Annotated in this window: 13 protein-coding genes; 9 read left to right on the top strand and 4 right to left on the bottom strand. The window is 63.0% G+C overall.

The features are described from left to right. Window positions 1–200: 200 nt before the first annotated feature. Window positions 201–1895: a methyl-accepting chemotaxis protein gene (locus tag HV796_RS10645; RefSeq protein ID WP_246355792.1), complete on the bottom strand. Its 1695-nt coding sequence runs from the start codon at window positions 1893–1895 to the stop codon at window positions 201–203. 406 nt (window positions 1896–2301) lie between these two features. Between HV796_RS10645 and HV796_RS10640 the strand changes: the two genes are divergently transcribed. The 4 genes from HV796_RS10640 to HV796_RS10625 all read left to right on the top strand — a co-directional run bounded on the left by HV796_RS10640 (window position 2302) and on the right by HV796_RS10625 (window position 7401). After that, window positions 2302–3534: an MFS transporter gene (locus tag HV796_RS10640; protein WP_175226421.1), complete on the top strand. Its 1233-nt coding sequence runs from the start codon at window positions 2302–2304 to the stop codon at window positions 3532–3534. A gap of 226 nt (window positions 3535–3760) precedes the next feature. Further along, window positions 3761–4036, top strand: a complete 276-nt coding sequence (locus HV796_RS10635; protein ID WP_175226420.1) for a helix-turn-helix domain-containing protein — start codon at window positions 3761–3763, stop codon at window positions 4034–4036. Next, complete coding sequence (locus HV796_RS10630) at window positions 4023–5306, top strand: type II toxin-antitoxin system HipA family toxin (protein WP_175226419.1); 1284 nt, start codon at window positions 4023–4025, stop codon at window positions 5304–5306. Before HV796_RS10635 ends, HV796_RS10630 begins: the two co-directional genes overlap by 14 nt. Before the next feature lie 190 nt (window positions 5307–5496). After that, entirely contained in the window at window positions 5497–7401 is a 1905-nt protein-coding gene (locus HV796_RS10625) for a propionate--CoA ligase (RefSeq protein WP_175226418.1), read from the top strand. Window positions 7402–7442: 41 nt separating this feature from the next. On the opposite strand, the gene HV796_RS10620 is transcribed toward HV796_RS10625, so the two are convergent. After that, window positions 7443–8177, bottom strand: coding sequence for a 5'-methylthioadenosine/adenosylhomocysteine nucleosidase (locus tag HV796_RS10620; protein ID WP_246355800.1), 735 nt, complete (start codon window positions 8175–8177; stop codon window positions 7443–7445). A gap of 89 nt (window positions 8178–8266) precedes the next feature. Continuing rightward, window positions 8267–10633, bottom strand: coding sequence for a UvrD-helicase domain-containing protein (locus HV796_RS10615; RefSeq protein ID WP_175226416.1), 2367 nt, complete (start codon window positions 10631–10633; stop codon window positions 8267–8269). A gap of 317 nt (window positions 10634–10950) precedes the next feature. Here HV796_RS10615 and HV796_RS10610 point away from each other — a divergent pair, with 317 nt between their 5' ends. Both HV796_RS10610 and galU read left to right on the top strand, forming a co-directional pair. Beyond that, complete coding sequence (locus HV796_RS10610; protein ID WP_175226415.1) at window positions 10951–13818, top strand: valine--tRNA ligase; 2868 nt, start codon at window positions 10951–10953, stop codon at window positions 13816–13818. 97 nt (window positions 13819–13915) lie between these two features. Next, window positions 13916–14797, top strand: a complete 882-nt coding sequence (gene galU / locus HV796_RS10605) for a UTP--glucose-1-phosphate uridylyltransferase GalU (protein ID WP_175226414.1) — start codon at window positions 13916–13918, stop codon at window positions 14795–14797. Between the two features lie 206 nt (window positions 14798–15003). On the opposite strand, the gene HV796_RS10600 is transcribed toward galU, so the two are convergent. Beyond that, complete coding sequence (locus tag HV796_RS10600) at window positions 15004–15231, bottom strand: sulfurtransferase TusA family protein (protein WP_175226469.1); 228 nt, start codon at window positions 15229–15231, stop codon at window positions 15004–15006. A 394-nt stretch (window positions 15232–15625) separates the two neighbouring features. On the opposite strand from HV796_RS10600, the gene HV796_RS10595 reads away from it, so the two are divergent. From HV796_RS10595 to HV796_RS10585, 3 genes are read left to right on the top strand one after another with little or no spacing between them, the layout of a single operon-like run. Continuing rightward, the gene (locus tag HV796_RS10595) at window positions 15626–16234 is read left to right on the top strand and encodes a hypothetical protein (protein WP_175226413.1); all 609 of its coding nucleotides are present in this window, start codon (window positions 15626–15628) and stop codon (window positions 16232–16234) included. A 1-nt stretch (window position 16235) separates the two neighbouring features. Beyond that, complete coding sequence (locus tag HV796_RS10590; RefSeq protein WP_175226412.1) at window positions 16236–16796, top strand: hypothetical protein; 561 nt, start codon at window positions 16236–16238, stop codon at window positions 16794–16796. Beyond that, a complete protein-coding gene (locus tag HV796_RS10585; protein WP_175226411.1) occupies window positions 16759–16980 on the top strand; it encodes a hypothetical protein in 222 nt (73 codons plus the stop codon). Before HV796_RS10590 ends, HV796_RS10585 begins: the two co-directional genes overlap by 38 nt. The last annotated feature ends 173 nt before the right edge of the window (window positions 16981–17153 follow it).

The following is a 17153-nucleotide window of genomic DNA, read 5'->3' as shown; positions in this document are numbered from 1 at the left end:
ACAACACCCGGCGTGTAAACAGGAACCTGAAGAGCCGCGCCGGGCAACCGTCCTACATCGTAGGCGAAGCGTGCCGGCCGCGCTTGCGTACGCGGCATCACACGACATTACACGGGGAGCGTGCCCGACGTGATGGCGCGCCACGCGAAGCGCGTGCAAAGCGTAAGCGGACACCGTTGCCGGCGCCCGTCAACGCGCCTTCAATGGAGCCTGAACCTGCCGACCATCTCTTTCAGCGAGCGCGCCTGATCGTCGAGCGACTTCGCGGCCGCCGTCGCCTGTTCGACGAGCGCCGCATTCTGCTGCGTGCCCGCATCCATCTGCGACACCGCGAGATTGATTTCTTCGATGCCCGAGCTCTGCTCGGCGGACGCGGCGGAAATCTCGCCCATGATGTCGGTGACGCGTTTAACCGCCTTGACGACTTCGTCCATCGTCTGCCCGGCGCCCTGCGCGAGCTGCGAGCCGTTGCCGGCGCGCTCGACCGACGCGCTGATCAGCGCCTTGATTTCCTTCGCGGCGGATGCGCTGCGCTGCGCGAGGTTACGCACTTCGCCCGCGACCACCGAGAAGCCGCGGCCTTCCTCGCCCGCGCGGGCGGCCTCAACGGCTGCGTTCAACGCGAGGATGTTGGTCTGGAACGCGATCCCTTCAATCACGCCGATGATGTCGCCGATACTTTTCGCGCTGTCATTGATCTCGTTCATCGTCGCGACCACGCGGCCGACCACGTCGCCGCCCTGCTCCGCGATCGCCGATGCGTTGTCCGCGAGCGTGCGCGCCTGCCTCGCGTTGTCGGCGTTCTGCCGCACGGTCGACGTCAGCTGCTCCATGCTGCTCGCGGTGCGCTCGAGCGCCATCGCCTGCTGCTCGGTGCGCTGCGACAGGTCGAGGTTGCCCATCGAGATTTCACTGGACGCGGACGCGATCGCCTCCGCGCTCGCGGCGATGTCGGCGACCGTCGTCGACAGGCCGCTCTGCATGTCGGACAGCGCGGACAGCATGCTCGACGTGTCGCGCTTGCCGAGCGCAATCGTGTTGGACAGGTCGCCGGCGGCGATGCGGCTCGCAATTTCCTTCGCATAGACCGGCTCGCCGCCCAGTTGCCGGGCAAGGCGCCGCACGACCCATTCGCTGATCACAAACACCAGCACGATCAGCGCGAGCGTCGCGGCGGCGATCATCACGAACGACGAGCGGAAGATGAAGGCGGACGCATCGATGGTCGACTTCGCGGCGGCGCCCTGCTGCGCGACGAGTCCGTCGACGAGTTTCTCGAGTTTGCCCGTTTCGACGAGCAGCGACACGTCCTGCGTACCGACCTGCCAGTTCATCTGCGACAGGTCCAGCGGCTGCGCCTGCACGAGCTTGACGAAATCGCGCAGGTGCCCGCTCCACGCGGCCACCGCCGCCGAGAACTTTTTCTGCTGGTCGGCGGCTTCGGACGTGGTCGCGTACTGCTGCAACGTTTTCAGCTCCGTGTTCAGCGCGGCGAGCCCCTTGTCGATATCCGCGCCGAGTTCCTCGCGCTCCTTCGCCGTGGTCGCGGTCAGCAGCATCTTCTGCGCGCGGCTTGCGCGCAGCATCTCGCCGCGCGCCTCCTCTGCCGCGCGGTTCGCAACGTAACCCTGCTCGTAGATCGATTGCGTCGAGCCGTTCAGGCGGCTGATCTGCGTGAGCGAAAACACGCCGATGGCGAGCGTGCCGATCAGCAGCACAGCGAATGCCAGCCGCAGCGTCGCTTTGACGGACAGCCCGGCGCGGCGCGCGGCCGCCGCCGCGGTGCCTGACGCACTCGATGCGTTTTGCGCGCGACGTGTCGATAGTCCCCCTGCTCCGTTGCCTGCCGATGCAGGCATGGCGTCTGGCCGATCCCCCGGCATCACTGTCTTCATAGGTTTTCCCCGTGTCGACCGCCGGAACGGTTCGATCCGGCAGCCTTTCAACTCATTACAGGTCAACGGCAAGAGTGGCGGCGTTCTTTAGATTGGCCGTGCCACCGTCGTACCCGCACGCGGCCTCTTGAGCCGCGCGACCGGAGTTATACACAGACAAAATCGCGCGGTCAGCCGCGCAGCGGTGCAAAGCGACGCTAAATTCCCGTCGCCGGTGCTCGATGGATGTCCGATTCACGATAAAAGTTGGCAGAACAACTGACTCTCGCCACATTACAATCCATCGCATACGATCCTTCGCCTCACCTGCATCCGGTTTCCTGCTCTCTGCATTGCGCGATCGGCGGCCCTGATTGGCAAGCTTCGCGAAAGGCGTTCCACCCACCACCCCAACCCCAGCAATCCAATGGAAACGAGCCTCGACAAACGCCCCCTCGCCAGCGCATCCGCCGCCAGCGTGGTCAGGGTGCCGCACACCGTCTATTCGATCCTCGGCGCGATCAGCTTCTCGCACCTGATGAACGACATGATCCAGTCGTTGATCCTCGCGATCTATCCGATGCTGAAGTCGAACTTCGCATTGTCGTTTGCGCAGATCGGCCTGATCACGTTGACCTATCAGATCACCGCATCGCTGCTGCAACCGCTGATCGGCATCTACACCGACAAGCATCCGAAGCCGTATTCGCTGCCGGTCGGCATGGGCTTCACGCTCGCCGGCCTGCTGCTGATGTCGGTCGCACCGAGCTTCGGTGTGCTGCTGGTCGCGGCGGCGCTGGTCGGCTGTGGCTCGTCGGTCTTTCATCCGGAATCGTCGCGTGTCGCGCGGATGGCGTCCGGCGGCCGTCACGGGCTCGCGCAGTCGCTGTTCCAGGTGGGCGGCAATGCCGGCACGTCACTTGGGCCGCTGCTCGCCGCGCTGATCGTGATTCCGCACGGCCAGCGCAGCATCGCGTGGTTCTCGGTCGCAGCGCTGGTCGGCATCGTCGTGCTCGCCCAGGTGGGCCGCTGGTACAAGCAGCATCCGGCCACGAAGAAAGCGCGCGCAGGTATCGCGCAGTCGACTCTGCCGCGCGGCAAGATCGCACTCGCGATGAGCGTGCTGGTGATGCTGGTGTTCTCGAAATATTTCTATCTGGCAAGCATCAACAGCTACTTCACGTTCTATCTGATCGACAAGTTCCATCTGCCGGTGCAGGCCGCGCAGATCCATCTGTTCGTATTCCTTGCGGCGGTTGCGGCAGGCACGGTGATCGGCGGCCCGATCGGCGACCGTATCGGCCGCAAGTACGTGATCTGGGTGTCGATTCTCGGCGTCGCGCCGTTCACGCTGTTGTTGCCGTACGCGAACCTGTTCTGGACCGGCGTGCTGACGGTGGTGATCGGCATCGTGCTCGCGTCCGCCTTCTCGGCCATTCTGGTCTATGCGCAGGAGTTGATTCCGGGCAAGGTCGGGATGGTCGCGGGGCTCTTTTTCGGCTTCGCATTTGGCCTCGGCGGCGTCGGCGCCGCGGTGCTCGGCCAGCTCGCGGACGCGACCAGCATCGCTTATGTGTACAAGGTCTGCTCGTTCCTGCCGCTGCTCGGCATCCTGACCGTGTTCCTGCCGAATATCGAGGGCCACCACGCGAAGGCGTGAGCGAAACGGCTCTCTGCACCGCCGCAGTTGGGGCGTCGCACGCGCGGCGCCCTTTTTCATTGCGACAACAATGACTGATATAACTTACATTTCAATGCTAAATTGACGGAATGTCGGTTATATCAGTCATTTTCCTGTGTCACACCGATGCCCTCGTGCTTGACGACATGACAGTTATTTCCTACATTTTGTCCATATCCCGCCCATAATGTTAGATATATCTGTCATGGCAACCGTCCGTTCGCGCTTCACTCCGATCCTGCTCGCCGCCGACTTTGGCAAAGCGTTCCGACGTGAGCGCAAGGCCCGTGGCCTGACGCAGCAGCGGGTGGCACAGAACGCGGGGCTCACCCGTTTTACGATCACCCAGTTGGAGTCCGGCCAGAACGTGGGGCTGCATCACATTCTTGCGGCTCTGGCGGTGCTCGAAAAAGGTCTGTCCATCGTTTCGGCCCGACCCGACTTTGACCAGCTTGCGGAGTTGTTCAGTGACGACGAATAGGGTGCGCGATCTGTTAGTAAGCACGCCGCAGGGTAGGGCAGGCACCTTGACAAAGGAGTCGCGTCACATCTTCGGCTATACCACGAAGGACGTTGCCCGGGAAGTCTCGCTCACGATGCCGTTGCGGGCGGAGACGTATGCGGCTACGCCCATGTTGCCGGCATTCTCGATGAACCTGCCGGAAGGATTTCTGCTTGCACGAATCCAGCGGGCGTTCAAGCATGTCACGCTCGATCACATGGCACTGCTCGCGATCACCGGTAACAACCAGATTGGCCGGCTGAGGTACACCGTACCCGGCGCGGCAAGGCGCGGCAAGAAAGCGGAAGTTGGCCTTGCGATGCTGCTCAGAACGGGCAGTCGCACGGGACTGTTCGAGCATCTGGTGGCCACTTATCTGGAGTCCGGCATTTCGGGCTTCCAGCCGAAAGTGATGATTCCGGACGCGGATAAACCCAGCGCTGGCGCGGTTGAGGAGAAGGCCACCGCGACGACCCCAAGCCTGATTCTTAAGGCCGCCGGAGACGACTATCCTCATCTGCCTGTCAACGAGTATCTGTGCATGACCGCCGCGAAGCGAGCGGGCATTCGGGTCCCGAAGTTCTGGCTCTCGGACGACCAGAGTCTTTTCGTGATGGAGCGCTTCGACGTGCACGAAGACCTGCAACTGGGCTTCGAGGACATGGCCGTCCTGATGGGGAAAAATCACACCGATCCGAACTTCAAGTACAGCAGCAGCTACGAGAATATCGCCAAGGCGATCGTCGCCTATTGCGGCCAGCATGCCGACGAAAGCCGCGCGCGCTTCTTTGAGTACCTCGTGCTATCCGTCATGGTGCGCAATGGAGACGCTCACCTGAAGAACTTCGGGCTGCTTTATGAGCATCCGCATGCCGCGCAGCCACCGCGCCTGGCACCGCTATTCGATGTGGTCACGACCACGGTGTACCGCTATGAGAACCAGAGGACAGGGGTCGAGCATACCGATCGGACCATGGCCTTGAAGATGAACAAGTCCGTGTCCTACCCCAGTCGCGAAGCGCTGCTGGAATTCGGCCGCAATGTTTGCCATGTGCAAGACGCGGCGGACGTCATCCAGCGTATTGCGGACGCCATGTCGGCGACGCTGGCCGACGAAGGGGCGGGCATGCCGCAAGACTTCGTGGATACGATGCGCGCGGAATGGGACGCGGGCCGCTTCTCGGTCGAGCCGCCCCGAACTTTCGCCGAGTCATCCGGAATGGCCGCCGCAGCACCACCCTCGCGGTAACCGCACCGCACAGCGCCCTTCTCAGGAAACACCGCTTCATCGCACGCCGTCATGGTGAACCCGCGTTGTCCGCGCGTTCACTGCTGCTCCATACTGTGCGCAACGCCGCTTGGGCACACCGTTTGCAAGCGCCCTATCCGTTCGCCCGAACCCCGTTGATCTTGGGCCGCCAGCCCGAAGGATCGCCGCGATGACCCGCTACCGCGAATTCCACCGCCGTTCGATCGAAGCACCCGATGCGTTCTGGCGCGACGAGGCCGCGCGCATTCACTGGCATACGCCTTTTCACACCGTGCTTGATCGCTCGAACCCGCCGTTTGCACGCTGGTTTGTCGGCGGGCAAACCAATCTGTGCCATAACGCGGTCGATCGCCATCTCGCACAGCGCGCGCAGCAGCAAGCGCTGATCTATGTATCGACGGAAACCGGGATCGAGCGCCGTTATACGTACGCGGAACTGCATGCGGAAGTGAACCGGATGGCCGCGGTGATGCGCTCGCTTGGTGTCGCGCGCGGCGACCGCGTGCTGATCTATCTGCCGATGATTCCCGAAGCGGCGTTCGCGATGCTCGCCTGCGCGCGCCTCGGTGCGATTCACTCGGTGGTGTTCGGCGGGTTCGCGGCGCCGAACCTCGCCGCGCGCATCGACGATGCGAAACCGGTGCTGATCGTCACCGCCGATGCGGGCGCGCGCGGCGGCAAGGTGATCGACTACGCGCCGCTGATCGACGAAGCGCTGGCGCGCGCCGCGCACAAGACACCGCGCGTGCTGATGATCGACCGTCAGCTTGCGCCGGAAAAATTCAGTGCGCCGTATCTGACCGACTACGAGCCGCTGCGCGAGCAGTTCTTCGATGCGCATGTGCCGTGCGAATGGCTCGAATCGAACGAACCGTCGTACGTGCTGTACACGTCGGGCACAACCGGGCGGCCGAAAGGCGTGCAGCGCGACGTCGGCGGCTATGCGGTCGCGCTCGCCGCATCGATGGACTATATCTTCGAAGGCCGGGCCGGCGACACGATGTTCACCGCATCCGACATCGGCTGGGTAGTCGGACACAGCTACATCATTTACGCCCCGCTGATCGCGGGCCTGACCACGGTGATGTTCGAAGGCACGCCGATCCGTCCGGACGGCGGGATCTGGTGGCGCCTCGTCGAGCAATATCAGATCAACCTGATGTTCACCGCGCCAACCGCGCTGCGCGTGCTGAAAAAACAGGACCCGGCGCTGATGAAACGCGCCGACCTGTCAAGCCTGCGCACACTCTTCCTCGCCGGCGAGCCGCTCGACGAGCCGACCGCCGCGTGGGTCGCGGAATCGCTCGGCAAGCCGGTCGTCGACAACTACTGGCAAACGGAAACCGGCTGGCCGATTCTCGCGATCCAGCGCGGTGTCGAAGCGCTGACGCCGAAGCTGGGCTCGCCAGGCGTGCCGGTGTACGGCTACAACCTGACGCTACGCGACGAACTGACCGGCGAGCCGTGCGCGCCCGGCGAAAAAGGCGTGCTGACGCTTGCGTATCCACTGCCGCCCGGCTGTATGTCGACCGTATGGGGCGACGATGCGCGTTTTGTCAGCACATACTGGTCGAGCGTGCCGAACCAGCCGGTCTACTCGACGTTCGACTGGGGCGTACAGGACGACGATGGCTATGTAACGATCCTCGGCCGCACCGACGACGTGATCAACGTCGCCGGCCATCGTCTGGGCACCCGCGAAATCGAAGAGGCGCTATCGGGCCACCAGGCGGTGGCCGAGGTCGCGGTGGTCGGCGTGAACGATGCGCTGAAGGGACAGGTCGCGGTCGCATTCACTGTGCTGCGCGATGCGGACCGCTATGCGCCGGATGCCGCGCGCGCGGCACTCGAAGCCGAGCTTACAGCGATCGTCGACCGGCAGTTGGGATCGATTGCGCGGCCGGCGCGCGTGCACGTCGTCGCGATGCTGCCGAAGACGCGCTCCGGCAAGCTGCTGCGCCGCGCGATCGCGGCGCTCGCTGAAGGGCGCGAGCCGGGGGATTTGCCGACTATCGAAGATCCGGCCGCGCTGCAGCAGATTCGCGACGCGCTCCAGGCGGCGACGCAACGCTAACGCGCGCCGGCGCCACGCGCCTGACGGCACGTCTAGCGCGTCTAACCGCGTGCCTGCAAAAAGCGCCGCAAGATCCCGCTCGAATACGTGCCGGCGATCTCGACGAGAAAGGTCGAGAACGACGCCGGCGCGTGCACATCCGCGGTATCGGAAATGGTGCGCACGATCGCACAAGGCACGCCGTACTCGTAGCACACCTGCGCGATCGCCGCGCCTTCCATTTCGACCGCCAGCGCATCGGGCAGCGCGGCTCGCAACGCGTTGACCGCCGCCGCGCTTGCAATGAACTGATCGCCGCTGATCACGAGACCGCGATGCACCCTCGGCGGTGCGGTACTGAAGCGCGTCGCGAGCGCGCGGCCCTCCCGCTCGACGAAGTCTTCGCACGCAGCGGCGAGTCGCGCGGCGAGCGTCGCATCGGCGGCAAACCGGGAGATGCCGAGCAAGGGCACTTCGAAGCGCGGAAAGAGCGGCGACGCGTCGAGATCGTGCTGCATCAGCGTATGCGCGACCACGATATCGCCGATCTGCACGTCGCGGCCGACACCACCGGCCACCCCCGTGAAAACCACCGCGTCGATATCGAACACATGAATCAGCGCGCTCACGGTCGCGGCGGCGGCGACCTTGCCGATGCGCGCGAGCGTCACCACGCACGGCGCGCCGTGCACCGTGCCGACGTGATAGTCGCGCTGCCCATGGGCGACGGTACGCACGTCACCTTCCGCGCGCATGGCGGCGACCAGATCGCCGAGTTCATCGGGCAGTGCCGCCATCACGCCGAGTGGACGGCGGCGCGTCACCGCTTCGTGTTCAGGTGCGCCGCTCGCGAGCGGGTGTTTCGTTCCCGTATGCTTCACTTCGCTCATTCCACCGCCTGTAGTTTCGCGACCGCGAGCGCCAGCCACTTCTCGCCGTGCCGCTTGAATCTGACCTGTGCCTTGCCGTCGGCGCCGCCGCCTTCGAGCGCGGTGATCGTGCCTTCGCCGAACTTCGTGTGGAACACCTGCTGTCCCACGCGAAAGCCGGTGTCAACCGCGCGCTGCTCGTTCGCAAAGGCCGGCAGCGGGGCCGCCGCCGCCCCCGCTTCATGCCCGTCGTAGCGGCCTTCGCGGCCCGGGCGTCCGAACCAGTCGCGACCCCAGCCGGCATTGTCCGACCGGCCGCCCCAGCGCGCACCAGCCTCAGCCTTCGGCGTGAGCCACTTTAGCGTGTCTTGCGGAAGTTCGTCGAAAAACCGCGAGCGCACGTTATAGCGCGTCTGCCCATGCAGCATCCGGCTCTGCGCGAACGACAGATAAAGCCGCTCCTTCGCACGCGTAATCGCGACATACATCAGGCGCCGCTCTTCCTCGAGCCCGTCCGCTTCCATCGCGCTGTTCTCATGCGGGAACAGACCTTCTTCGAGACCGGTGATAAACACCGCGGTAAACTCGAGCCCCTTCGCCGAATGCACGGTCATCAGTTGCACCGCGTCCTGGCCGGCCTGCGCCTGGTTGTCGCCCGCTTCGAGCGATGCATGCGACAGGAAACCGGCCAGCGGCGTCATCGTGTCGGGATTCTGCGCGAGATCGGCCGGACTCGCAGCGTCGAGCACGACGCTGCCCGGGTCGTCCGATACGACGGTCAATTCCGGCGCCGCCGTCGCGCCCGGGCGCAGCGCAATCGCGCGCGCGGGCGTGTCGAGCCCATAGCCCTCTTCGCTGACGAACGCGCTCGCCGCATTCACCAGTTCCTGCAGGTTCTCGAGACGATCCTGCCCTTCACGCTCGTTCTGATAAAAATCGGCGAGACCGCTGCCGCGCACCACGTATTCGACTGTCTCAGGCAAGCTCATCTGCTGCGTTTGCGCCCGCAGCTTCGCGATCAGGTTCGCGAATGCGCCGAGGCTCGAACCCGCCTTGCCGGTCACATAGGGAATGGCCGCGGCGAGCGAGCAGTTGTAAAGACGCGCCGCGTCGGCAAGCTGTTCGATCGAGCGCGCGCCGATGCCGCGCACCGGGAAATTCACGACGCGCGCGAACGCCGTGTCGTCATTCGGATTGTCGATCAGGCGCAGATACGCGAGCGCGTGCTTCACTTCCTGGCGCTCGAAAAAGCGCAGGCCGCCATACACGCGGTACGGAATGCCGACGTTGACGAGCGTGTGCTCGATCGCGCGCGACTGCGCATTGCTTCGATACAGCACCGCGATCTCGCCGCGCGACAGGCCGGTGTTGATCAGCGCGCGAATCTCTTCGACGATCCAGCTCGCCTCCTGCGTATCGGTCGCCGCTTCGTAGACGCGCACCGGCTCGCCGTGCCCCGCGTCGGTACGCAGGTTTTTGCCGAGGCGGCGCGCGTTGTGCGCGATCAGCTGGTTCGCCGCATCGAGAATATAGCCGTGCGACCGGTAGTTCTGTTCGAGCTTGATCAGATGGCGAACCTGGAACTCCTGTTCGAAGTCGCGCATGTTGCCGACGTTCGCGCCGCGGAATGCGTAGATTGACTGATCGTCGTCGCCGACCGCGAAGATCGCGTTGTGCTCGCCCGCGAGCAGTTTCAGCCACGCGTACTGCAGTTTGTTGGTGTCCTGGAACTCGTCGACGAGGATATGCCGGAAGCGCGCCTGGTAATGCGCGCGCAGCGGCGGATTGTGCGCGAGCAACTCGTAGCAGCGCAGCAGCAGCTCCGGAAAATCGACGACGCCTTCGCGCTGGCATTGCTGCTCGTACGCGTCATACAGTTCGACGAACTTACGGTTGAAGTTGTCGGTCGCGTCGACATCCTTCGGCCGCAACCCCTGTTCCTTCGCGTTGTTGACGAAGTACTGCAGGTTCTTCGCCGGATACTTTTCGTCGTCGATATTGAGGCCTTTCATCAGCCGCTTGAGCGCCGACAACTGGTCTGCCGTGTCGAGAATCTGAAAGGTCTGCGGCAAGCCCGCGTCGCGATAGTGCGCGCGCAGCATCCGGTTGCACAGGCCGTGAAAGGTGCCGATCCACATGCCGCGCGTATCGATCGGCAACAGCGCGGAGAGGCGCGCCATCATCTCGCGCGCCGCCTTGTTCGTAAACGTGACCGCCAGCACGGTCGGCGGCGACGCGTAACCGTGCTGGATCAGCCACGCGATGCGCGTGATCAGCACGCGGGTCTTGCCGCTGCCGGCACCCGCAAGAATGAGCGCCGGTTCGTTCGGCAACGTGACGGCGGCAAGTTGTTCGGGGTTCAGGTTCGCGAGCAGATCGGGCATGTCGGATGGGCAAAACGGCGGAATTCACGCAAAGGCGCCGCGCGAGGCGGGATGCAAAGCATCGGCACGCAAAGGGGCGGCGTCAGCGCATCAAGCGATGGCTGCAAGCCGTCCGCCATTATAAGACCCGCCTGCTGCAAGCGCCCTGCCGGTCCGGCCAGCCGACTGCGCGAGCGCGCCATAATCAGCCGCCAGGCGGCACGGCGCACCCGTCCCATCCCGCGCGAATGCGCCGCGGCGCGCCGCGCCGGGCTGCGCACCCTTTATACTTCAAGGTTTCGGGCATCTTTTCACGCATTTTTCGGCAGACTTCCACAATGAGCGACAGCACGCTTGCCAAGAGCTTCGAGCCCCATACGATCGAGGCCGAATGGGGCCCCAAATGGGAACAACGCGGCTACGCCGCGCCCGCGATGCAGCCGGGCCGCAAAAACTTCTCGATCCAGTTGCCGCCGCCGAACGTCACCGGCACGCTGCATATGGGCCACGCGTTCAACCAGACCATCATGGACGGCCTGACGCGCTATCACCGGATGCTCGGCGAAAACACGCTGTGGGTGCCGGGCACCGATCACGCCGGGATCGCGACGCAGATCGTCGTCGAACGGCAGCTCGATGCGCAAGGTGTGTCGCGCCACGATCTCGGCCGCGAGAAGTTCGTCGAGCGGGTGTGGGCGTGGAAACACGAATCCGGGTCGACCATCACCAACCAGGTGCGGCGCCTCGGCGCGTCGATCGACTGGTCGCGCGAATACTTCACGATGGACGACAACCTGTCGCCCGCGGTGGTCGACGTATTCGTGCGTCTCTATGAGCAGGGGCTGATCTATCGCGGCAAGCGCCTCGTGAACTGGGACCCGGTGTTGCTCACCGCGGTGTCCGACCTCGAAGTGGTCAGCGAAGAGGAAAACGGCCATCTGTGGCATATCCGCTATCCGTTGACAGACGGCTCCGGCCATCTGACGGTCGCAACCACACGCCCGGAAACGATGCTCGGCGACGTCGCGGTGATGGTGCACCCGGAAGACGAGCGCTATGCCCATCTGATCGGCAAAACCGTAACGCTGCCGCTCGCCGGGCGCGACATTCCGGTGATCGCGGACGATTATGTCGACCGCGCATTCGGCACCGGCGTCGTGAAAGTGACGCCCGCGCATGACTTCAACGACTATCAGGTCGGCCAGCGCCACAAGCTGCCGCAAATCGAGATTCTCACGCTCGACGCGAAGATCAACGGCAATGCGCCCGAGGCGTATCGCGGGCTCGACCGGTTCGAGGCGCGCGAGCGTGTGGTCGAAGACCTCACCAGGCTCGGCCTGCTCGACTCGGTGAAGGCGCACAAGCTGATGGTGCCGCGCGGCGACCGCACCAGCGTCGTGATCGAACCGATGCTGACCGACCAGTGGTTTGTCGCGATGAGCAAGCCCGCGCCCGAGGGCACGTTCACTCCTGGCAAGTCGATCGCCGAAACCGCGCTCGACGTGGTGCGCAACGGCCAGATCACTTTTGTGCCGGAGAACTGGACGACCACCTACTACCAGTGGCTCGAAAACATCCAGGACTGGTGTATCTCGCGGCAATTGTGGTGGGGCCACCAGATCCCCGCGTGGTACGGCGAGAACGGCGAAGTGTTCGTCGCGCACAGCGAGGAAGGCGCGCGCGACAAGGCCGCGGAGCGCGGCTACACCGGCCCGCTCACGCGTGACCAGGATGTGCTCGACACCTGGTTCTCGTCGGCGCTCGTGCCGTTTTCATCGCTCGGCTGGCCGCGCGAAACGCCTGAGCTGACAGCGTTCCTGCCGTCGTCGGTACTCGTCACCGGCTTCGACATCATCTTCTTCTGGGTCGCGCGGATGGTCATGATGACCACCCACTTCACCGGCAAGGTGCCGTTCAACACCGTCTACGTGCACGGCCTCGTGCGCGATCACGAAGGCCAGAAGATGTCGAAGAGCAAGGGCAATACGCTCGATCCGCTCGATATCGTCGATGGCATCGAACTCGAGGCGCTCGTCGCGAAACGCCTCACCGGCCTGATGAACCCGAAGAACGCCGCGAGCATCGAGAAGAAAACTCGCAAGGAATTCCCGGGCGGCATCCCCGCCTTCGGCACCGATGCGCTGCGCTTCACGATGGCGTCGATGGCGACGCTCGGCCGCAACGTGAACTTCGACCTCGCGCGCTGCGAAGGCTATCGCAACTTCTGCAACAAGCTGTGGAACGCCACGCGCTTCGTGCTGATGAACTGCGAAGGCCACGACTGCGGTTTCAGCAAGCCGGGCGCATGCCAGCCCGGCGATTGCGGCCCCGGCGGCTACACCGACTTCTCGCAGGCGGATCGCTGGATCGTGTCGCTGCTGCAGCGGGTCGAGGCGGACGTGGCTAAGGGTTTTGCCGACTATCGTTTCGACAATGTGGCAAATGCCCTATATAAGTTCGTGTGGGATGAATACTGTGACTGGTACCTGGAGCTCGCGAAGGTGCAGTTGCAGTCCGGCACGCCCGAACAGCAGCGCGCGACGCGCCGCACGCTGCTGCGCGTGCTCGAGGCGGTGCTGCGCCTGTTGCACCCGATCGTGCCGTTCATCACCGAGGCGTTGTGGCAAAAGGTGGCGCCGCTGACCGACGCGTACCCGGCCGGTGTCGCCGCAGGCGAAGCGTCGATCATGGTGCAGCCATATCCGGTCGCCGAGCCGAAGAAGATCGACGAATCGGCCGAGCAGTGGGCCGCCGACCTGAAGGCCGCGATCGATGCGTGCCGCAACCTGCGCGGCGAGATGAACCTGTCGCCGGCGACCAGGGTGCCGCTGCTCGCAACCGGCAACGCCGCGCGGCTGACGACGTTCGCGCCCTATGCACAGGCGCTCGCGCGCCTGTCCGAGGTGCGGATCATCGCCGATGAAGCACAACTGGACAAGGAAGCACATGGCGCGCCGATTGCTATCGTAGGAGGTGACAAACTGGTCCTGAAAGTGGAGATCGATGTCGCCGCCGAACGGGAACGTCTGTCAAAAGAGATTGCGAGATTGAACGCGGAAGTGTCGAAATGTAACGCCAAGCTTCAAAACGAGAGTTTCGTCGCGAAAGCGCCGCCCGTCGTGGTTGAGCAGGAGCAGAAAAGGCTGGCAGAATACCAGACCGCTATCGGCAAGCTAACGGCGCAGCTCACGCGCCTGCCGGCCTGACAGATGCCGCGCCACAAGCGCCGCGTCGACGGGTGATCCGCATCGCGGCACGATAGGCCGGCAAACCAGCCGGCCAATCCATTACCAGGGGTATCGCATGCTAAAAGTTACAAAAGCAGTTTTTCCGGTAGCAGGTCTTGGCACACGGTTCCTCCCCGCGACCAAAGCCAGCCCGAAGGAAATGCTGCCGATCGTCGACAAGCCGCTGATCCAGTACGCAGTGGAAGAAGCGATGGCCGCCGGCATCACCGAGATGATCTTCGTGACCGGCCGCAGCAAGCGCGCGATCGAAGATCACTTCGACAAATCCTATGAGATCGAAGCGGAACTCGAGGCGCGCGGCAAGACCAAGCTGCTCGAACTCGTGCGCAGCATCAAGCCGAGCCATGTCGACTGCTTCTACGTGCGCCAGCCGGAAGCGCTTGGCCTGGGGCATGCGGTGCTGTGCGCGGAAAAGCTGGTCGGCGACAACCCGTTCGCCGTGATTCTCGCGGACGATTTGCTGTACGGCACGCCGCCGGTGATGCAGCAGATGATCGAAGTCTTCGACCACTATCACAGCTCGGTGATCGGCGTCGAAGAAATTCCGCGCGACGAGACGAAGTCGTACGGCATTGTCGACGGCAAGGAATGGGAAGACGCGATCATCAAGATGTCGGGCATCGTCGAAAAGCCGGCGCCGGACGTCGCGCCGTCGAATCTCGGCGTGGTCGGCCGCTATGTGCTGAAGCCGCGCATCTTCGAACATATCCGGGCGCTGAAGCCGGGCGCGGGCGGCGAGCTGCAGCTCACCGACGCGATCCAGTCGCTGCTCAACGACGAGCAGGTACTCGCGTACAAGTATCACGGCACGCGTTTCGACTGCGGCAGCAAGCTCGGTTATCTGAAAGCGACCGTCGAATTCGCGCTGCGTCATCCAGAAGTGGCGGCTGATTTCGAGCAGTATTTGCGGACGCGTTCGCCGGTGCTTGAGGGCTAACTCGCCGTTCCGCGCGGGCCGGCTGCGCGGCATACGCCGCCAACGCAAGCGGGGCCGCGCGTTGGCGCCCAGATCGAGGCCCGCTCATGACAAAAGGCGCTGTGTCTGCCGCGATGTTCTCATCGCATACGCAGACACAGCGCCTTTTTTTGCCTGCAGCAAGCGAGATTCGATCGCCGCGCGTGAGACGGCGCGTGGCGCAACGCTTAGCGTCGCCGGATCAGAAAGATAAACGTCTTGTCCTGCGACGTGCTTTCGACGATGCCATTGCCGGTCTGCTTCGCGAACGCGGCGAAATCACGCTGCGAGCCGGGATCGGTTGCGAGCACCTTCAGGATCTGGCCGCTTTCCATATCGGCCAGCGCCTTCTTCGCGCGCAGGATGGGTAGCGGGCAGTTCAGTCCGCGCGCATCGACTTCCTTGTGAATCTGAATTTCCATCGACGAGGACCTTCGGGGTAAGGCGGCCTGGCGACGCCAGGCAGAGGGTCAAATTCTACAGCACGCGCCCGTTGCGCGCCTTGCGTCGCCTCGTCGCCCCGGCCCGCTCTTTAGTGACGACCTCATTCTTCTCAAATTTCACGACCAGATCGCACCGCCCTATCAGACAGTCTTAGGGTGGATGTCAAATTGTGTCCACAACGATCTATTCCGATTGCCCGGCCCTTATCATCTGCTTCAACTAATCAGGCGATGTTTAGCTTGATTTGATTGACAGTGGAGCGAGACCTTTGAGCCCGGCAACGACCAGCACGAGTAGTCAAACGAAACCCAACAAAGAGTTCATTCGTCCGCTTCACCGGCACACGTAGTTGCGCCACCGCCTGCGTTGAAGTGGTGCTATCCCTTCCCGCGCAAGGGCGGCGGCGAAGTCACCGACCCGCAGGTCTTCTATCACGCGCTCGGGCAGATGACCGATGGCTTCTTTCCGCTTGGCGTGAACGGCTTTCCGCACGGCGGCGTGCATTTTGGCGCGATGTCCGCGGCGTGCGTCGATCAGTCGTTCGCGCCTTCGACCGAAGCGGTCAATGGCAGTGCATTGCTGCTCAGGCTCGAGCAGGCGGTGGCCCGTTTGCCTGCGCCGGGCGGCAACAGGCCGGCGCGTGGCGAGGACGGTCGTGAAGTGGTGACCGCCGTGAAGCTGCAGCGGGCGATGGACGTGCCGGGGCTCGCGAGCGAGCTCGCGCATGTGGTCCTGCGCTACGAAAGCGAATGGGGCGGCAACATGGCGCGCTGGGAGGCGATCACGCCGCTGATGCGCAATGCGCGCGTGAACTGGGAGTGTGAGCTCGAGCGGGTCGGCAAGCTGCAGTGGTGGGACCAGGTGAAGGGCAAGGTTGAAGGGTTTCCGGATAGTCCGGTTGTGCATCACATTCATCCGGTTGCGCTGGTGGGGAATTTTCGAACCGCGTGCGTCCCCCCTGAACAAGGCAATTGAGATGGCACTCCTCATTACAGGTTCTTTTGAAGGATCAAACAGCCAGACGTTGAAATATGACGCCGTTGCGGACAATTTTGACAAGATGGGAATGTCATTCGGAGTCGTACAGTGGAATTTCGGCGCAGGGACATTGGCTCCCGTATTATTGGACATGCTCAATGCCGATGAGGCGACATTCAAAGATTTTTTTGAAAACGTTGACGATTACGCTTCCTTGACATCGGCTTTAATGAAAGATGTGGAATTGCAGACGTACTGTGCTTTATATGACCTATGCGTACAACAGCAAACGTTGAACTCGGCCCACATCTTCATTGAGAAACGTTTGACTAAGGAAAAGCCGACTACGCAGAAGCAACTGATGATCATCGTAGTGGAAGAGCGTGCAAAAACCGCCTTGCCTCAGTATCAGGCCGATTGTTTGAGCAGGCGTATGGGCGTTCTACAGCAGCAAGAATTTGTCGTACCGCATATACCGCATCCCGTGACGCGTACCAACACCAATTTTTCGGCATTGCGAAATGCAGCAAGAAGAAGTATTTTTTGTCGTATTACATAAGCGGCCCGACGAAAAGACCACGCCGTATTGTTACGAAGTTGTTTATGTTTATGGAAAAGGGAGCGAAATTGCCCTTGCCGGGGATGATGGTGCAATTGCGAGGAACGACAGGAATTACTGGATTTCGAACATTCCTCGCCGGCAGCAATCCTTATTGATTTCCATCGGGCGCGTTATCAATTGAATGGGTACGTGCGCCACAAGAATGCACGCCCCTTGTGGAATTTATGTGCAGCTCTGCACGATAGTTTCCGCGCATCCTCAGAAAATGGGCAAGCGATAGCGTGCTCTGGAAATGGACAGGAGTCTGACACACACGACGACGCGTCTACACCATGCAGTTCGACAAAACGACAA

It is taken from the genome of Paraburkholderia humisilvae (assembly GCF_902859855.1).
In the GTDB taxonomy this organism is placed as follows: domain Bacteria; phylum Pseudomonadota; class Gammaproteobacteria; order Burkholderiales; family Burkholderiaceae; genus Paraburkholderia; species Paraburkholderia humisilvae.
Note: the sequence above shows the minus strand (reverse complement) of the source record. Positions and strands in the feature narration are given on the sequence as shown.

Coding starts and splice junctions, on each gene's coding strand:
- HV796_RS10645 (WP_246355792.1), bottom strand. CDS start 1,895: ATGAAGACAGTGATGCCGGGGGATCGGCCAGACGCCATGCCTGCATCG.
- HV796_RS10640 (WP_175226421.1), top strand. CDS start 2,302: ATGGAAACGAGCCTCGACAAACGCCCCCTCGCCAGCGCATCCGCCGCC.
- HV796_RS10635 (WP_175226420.1), top strand. CDS start 3,761: ATGGCAACCGTCCGTTCGCGCTTCACTCCGATCCTGCTCGCCGCCGAC.
- HV796_RS10625 (WP_175226418.1), top strand. CDS start 5,497: ATGACCCGCTACCGCGAATTCCACCGCCGTTCGATCGAAGCACCCGAT.
- HV796_RS10620 (WP_246355800.1), bottom strand. CDS start 8,177: ATGGCGGCACTGCCCGATGAACTCGGCGATCTGGTCGCCGCCATGCGC.
- HV796_RS10615 (WP_175226416.1), bottom strand. CDS start 10,633: ATGCCCGATCTGCTCGCGAACCTGAACCCCGAACAACTTGCCGCCGTC.
- HV796_RS10610 (WP_175226415.1), top strand. CDS start 10,951: ATGAGCGACAGCACGCTTGCCAAGAGCTTCGAGCCCCATACGATCGAG.
- galU (WP_175226414.1), top strand. CDS start 13,916: ATGCTAAAAGTTACAAAAGCAGTTTTTCCGGTAGCAGGTCTTGGCACA.
- HV796_RS10590 (WP_175226412.1), top strand. CDS start 16,236: ATGGCACTCCTCATTACAGGTTCTTTTGAAGGATCAAACAGCCAGACG.
- HV796_RS10585 (WP_175226411.1), top strand. CDS start 16,759: ATGCAGCAAGAAGAAGTATTTTTTGTCGTATTACATAAGCGGCCCGAC.